This window comes from Xanthobacter aminoxidans (assembly GCF_023571765.1).
Taxonomy (GTDB): Bacteria; Pseudomonadota; Alphaproteobacteria; order Rhizobiales; family Xanthobacteraceae; genus Xanthobacter; species Xanthobacter aminoxidans.
In genome coordinates this window covers 1-3,984 of the sequence record NZ_JAMJXC010000046.1, presented here as the reverse complement: position 1 = coordinate 3,984, position 3,984 = coordinate 1, and the positions used below count along the sequence as shown (strand labels likewise).

Annotated in this window: 4 protein-coding genes; all 4 read left to right on the top strand. The window is 68.2% G+C overall.

The features are described 5' to 3' along the window. The first annotated feature begins 347 nt into the window (after positions 1-347). Positions 348-1,334: a P-type conjugative transfer ATPase TrbB gene (gene trbB, locus EJ105_RS27425; RefSeq protein ID WP_250168855.1), complete on the top strand. Its 987-nt coding sequence runs from the start codon at positions 348-350 to the stop codon at positions 1,332-1,334. 32 nt (positions 1,335-1,366) lie between these two features. Next, positions 1,367-1,663 carry a TrbC/VirB2 family type IV secretion system protein gene (locus EJ105_RS27420; RefSeq protein ID WP_250168856.1) on the top strand — a complete coding sequence of 99 codons (297 nt, stop codon included), beginning with the start codon at positions 1,367-1,369 and terminating at the stop codon, positions 1,661-1,663. Further along, a complete protein-coding gene (locus tag EJ105_RS27415) occupies positions 1,663-1,935 on the top strand; it encodes a VirB3 family type IV secretion system protein (protein WP_250168854.1) in 273 nt (90 codons plus the stop codon). The genes EJ105_RS27420 and EJ105_RS27415 overlap by 1 nt, the downstream gene beginning before the upstream one ends. Positions 1,936-1,946: 11 nt before the next feature. After that, positions 1,947-3,984: conjugal transfer protein TrbE (gene trbE / locus EJ105_RS27410; protein ID WP_250168853.1), on the top strand; the 2,038-nt coding region annotated here is incomplete at its 3' end.

Sequence of the window (3,984 nt, the reverse complement as noted above, 5' to 3'; positions counted from 1 at the left end):
GAAGCGCGCCATTGCCGTCGCTGGCGTGGCCGCGACCCTCAAGGCGATAGCCGGGTGACCGGAGCCGACGCGCGCCGTGGCAACAACCTGCGCGACGAGCCACAGTGAGTTCTCACACAGCCTCGGGCCCAAAGCGGACGTCGCTGAAAGGGTAGTTGAGGGGCCGGTACGGGTCGATACCGACTGCTGCGGCGAGATGCTGATGACGCGCACCGCGCCAATTTCAGGCGATCGCACGCCACGCCGCGATGCTCGCTTTCCGTTGTTGAATCTCCCCCAATTCCCCCTTCTTTAATCATCCCCGTCCGGGAAGCCCCTGCTTTTCTCCCGGCCACCGTGGGGATGGGATGGCGGGTTCAGCTCACAATCCGGAGGGTATGACACGCGGGGTGCGCATGCTGCGCACCGCACTCGGTCCGGTGATCTCCCTTCTTCTGGATGACCCTGCCGTCGTCGAAGTCATGCTCAACCCGGACGGACGCCTCTGGGTCGACCGCCTGTCCGAGGGTCTTGCTGCCACCGGTGAGCGACTGGCCCCCGGTGACGGCGAGCGCATCATCCGCCTCGTTGCCCACCACATCGGCGCCGAGGTCCACGCCGGAGCGCCTCGGCTCTCCGCCGAGCTTCCTGTGACCGGCGAGCGCTTCGAAGGCCTGCTCCCGCCCGTCGTGGCAGCCCCGACCTTCGCCATCCGCAAGCCCGCCGTCGCCGTGTTCACGCTCAACAACTATGTGGCCGCCGGCATCATGTCGGCAGGGCAGGCCGAGACTCTCCGCCACTGTGTTGCCTCCCGCGCCAACATCCTGGTTGCGGGCGGCACCTCCACCGGCAAGACCACCCTCACCAATGCCCTCCTCGCCGAAGTGGCCAAGACTTCCGAGCGGGTCATCCTGATCGAGGACACGCGCGAGCTCCAATGCGCCGCGCCCAACCTGGTGGCCATGCGCACCAAGGACGGCATCGCCTCGCTCTCCGACCTCGTGCGCTCGTCGCTCCGTCTGCGGCCCGACCGCATCCCCATCGGCGAAGTGCGCGGGGCGGAGGCCCTGGACCTCCTGAAGGCGTGGGGGACGGGCCATCCCGGTGGCATCGGCACCATCCACGCAGGTAGCGCCATAGGCACCCTGCGACGGCTGGAGCAGCTCATTCAGGAAGCCGTCGTCACCGTCCCGCGCGCCCTGATCGCCGAAACCATCGACCTCATCGCCGTGCTCTCCGGCCGCGGCACCGCGCGCCGGCTCACCGAGCTCGCCCACGTCGACGGGCTCGGCCCCGACGGTGATTACCGGCTCTCCCCCGCCATCCCTCCGACCGAAGAAGGAACCATCCCGTGATGCCGAGCTCTGTTTCCCACTGTCGCCGCCTCATGTGTACCGCCGCAGGGGCTCTTGCCTTCGCCTGCGCGGTGTCCGCCGCCCACGCCTCCGGCTCCTCCATGCCGTGGGAGACCCCCCTGCAGTCCATCCTGGAGTCCATCCAGGGGCCGGTGGCCAAGATCATCGCGGTGATCATCATCATCTCGACCGGCCTGGCGCTCGCCTTCGGCGACACCTCGGGCGGGTTCCGGCGGCTGATCCAGATCGTATTCGGCCTCTCCATCGCCTTCGCCGCTTCCAGCTTCTTCCTCTCCTTCTTCTCCTTCAGCGGCGGAGCGCTGGTCTGATGGCGGGCGATGCCGGTGAGGTGCCGGGGTTCTCCGTGCCGGTCCACCGAGCGCTCAGCGAGCCGATCCTGCTCGGCGGCGCGCCGCGGGCACTCGCCATCTTCAACGGCACGCTCGCCGGTGCCGTCGGGCTGGGGCTGAGACTCTGGCTCGTGGGCCTCGCGCTGTGGGCGATCGGTCACCTCGCCGCTGTCTGGGCCGCCAAGCGCGATCCGCTCTTCGTCGACGTGGTGCGCCGGCATCTGCGCATCCCCTCCCATCTGTCGATCTGAGCGGGCGCGCAATGATGAACCTCGCCGAGTATCGTCGTCAGGGGAGCCGTCTGGCGGACTATTTGCCGTGGGCGGCCCTGGTCGGCCCGGGCGTCGTCCTCAACAAGGACGGCAGCTTCCAGCGCACCGCACGCTTCCGCGGGCCGGACCTTGATTCCGCCATCCCTGCCGAACTCGTCGCCGTGGCGGGTCGCCTCAACAGCGCCTTCCGCCGCCTTGGCTCGGGCTGGGCACTGTTCGTGGAAGCGCAGCGGCACGAAGCGGGGGCCTATCCCGAGAGCGTCTTCCCCGATCCCGCCTCCGCATTGGTCGATGCCGAGCGGAAGGCCGGGTTCGCCGAAGCCGGCAGCCACTTTGAATCCAGCTATTTCCTCACCTTCACATGGCTTCCACCGGCGGAGGAGGCCGCGCGGGCGGAGAGCTGGCTCTATGAGGGCCGCGGGCGCGAGGATGTCGATCCCCGCGAAGCCCTGAGCGCCTTCATCGACCGCACGGAACGGGTGCTCCGGCTGGTCGAAGCCTTCATGCCGGAGTGCCGGTGGCTCGATGGCGCCGAGACCCTGACCTATCTCCACGGTTGCGTCTCGACCCGGCGCCAGCGGGTCCGTGTCCCCGAGACGCCGATGTATCTCGACGCGCTCCTCGCCGACCAGCCGCTCACCGGCGGGCTGGAGCCCGTGCTCGGGAGACAGCACCTGCGTGTGCTCACCATCGTGGGTTTTCCCACGGCGACGACGCCAGGGATCCTGGATGACCTCAACCGACTGGCCTTTCCCTATCGCTGGTCCACCCGTTCCATCCTCCTCGACAAGACCGACGCCACCCGGCTGCTGACGAAAATCCGCCGCCAATGGTTCGCCAAGCGCAAGTCCATCGCCGCGATCCTCAAGGAGGTGATGACCAACGAAGCTTCGGTGCTGGTGGATTCGGATGCCGCCAACAAGGCGGAGGACGCAGACCTCGCCTTGCAGGAGCTCGGCGCCGACTATGCCGGCATCGCATATGTCACCGCCACGGTAACGGTCTGGGACGCCGATCCCCGTATCGCCGACGAGAAGGTCCGGCTGGTGGAGAAGGTGATCCAGGGCCGGGATTTCACCGCGATGGTCGAGACCCTCAATGCCGTCGATGCCTGGCTCGGTAGCCTGCCCGGGCACGTCTACGCCAACGTGCGCCAACCGCCCGTCTCGACCCTGAACCTCGCGCACATGATCCCGCTCTCCGCGGTGTGGGCCGGAGACGAGCAGGACGCGCATTTTGCGGCGCCGCCGCTGTTCTACGGGAAGACGGAGGGGTCGACCCCGTTCCGTTTCTCGCTCCACGTGGGGGATGTGGGCCACACCCTGGTGGTGGGACCGACCGGCGCGGGCAAGTCCGTGCTGCTGGCGCTCATGGCTCTGCAGTTCCGGCGCTATGCCGGATCTCAGGTGTTCGCCTTCGACTTCGGCGGCAGCATCCGGGCCGCCGCCCTCGCCATGGGTGGCGACTGGCATGACCTGGGCGGAAGCCTCGCCGAGGAGAGCATCGCGCTCCAGCCGCTCGCCCGCGTGGATGAACTCCCCGAGCGCACATGGGCTGCCGACTGGATCGTGGCGATCCTGACCCGCGAAGGCGTCACCATCACCCCGGAGGTGAAGGAGCACATCTGGTCGGCGCTCACCTCGCTGGCCTCGGCGCCGATGGAGGAGCGCACACTGACCGGCCTTGCCGTCCTGCTCCAGTCCAATACTCTGAAGCAGGCCCTGCGGCTCTATTGCATCGGCGGCGCCCATGGCCGCCTGCTCGATGCCGAGGCGGAGCATCTGGGGCAGGCGTCCGTCCAGGCCTTCGAGACCGAAGGGATGATCGGCACCAGCGCCGCGCCGGCGGTGCTCTCCTATCTCTTCCACCGCATCGAGGACCGGCTCGACGGCTCTCCCACCCTCCTCATCATCGACGAGGGATGGCTGGCGCTCGACGATCCGGGCTTCGCCGGGCAGCTGAGGGAGTGGCTGAAGACCCTGCGCAAGAAGAACGCCAGCGTGGTGTTCGCCACCCAGTCCCTCTCGG

What these genes read in the sequence shown, in the direction of transcription:
- EJ105_RS27415 (WP_250168854.1), top strand. Translation starts at nt 1,663, where the DNA reads ATGGCGGGCGATGCCGGTGAGGTGCCGGGGTTCTCCGTGCCGGTCCAC.
- EJ105_RS27420 (WP_250168856.1), top strand. Translation starts at nt 1,367, where the DNA reads ATGTGTACCGCCGCAGGGGCTCTTGCCTTCGCCTGCGCGGTGTCCGCC.
- trbB (WP_250168855.1), top strand. Translation starts at nt 348, where the DNA reads ATGGCGGGTTCAGCTCACAATCCGGAGGGTATGACACGCGGGGTGCGC.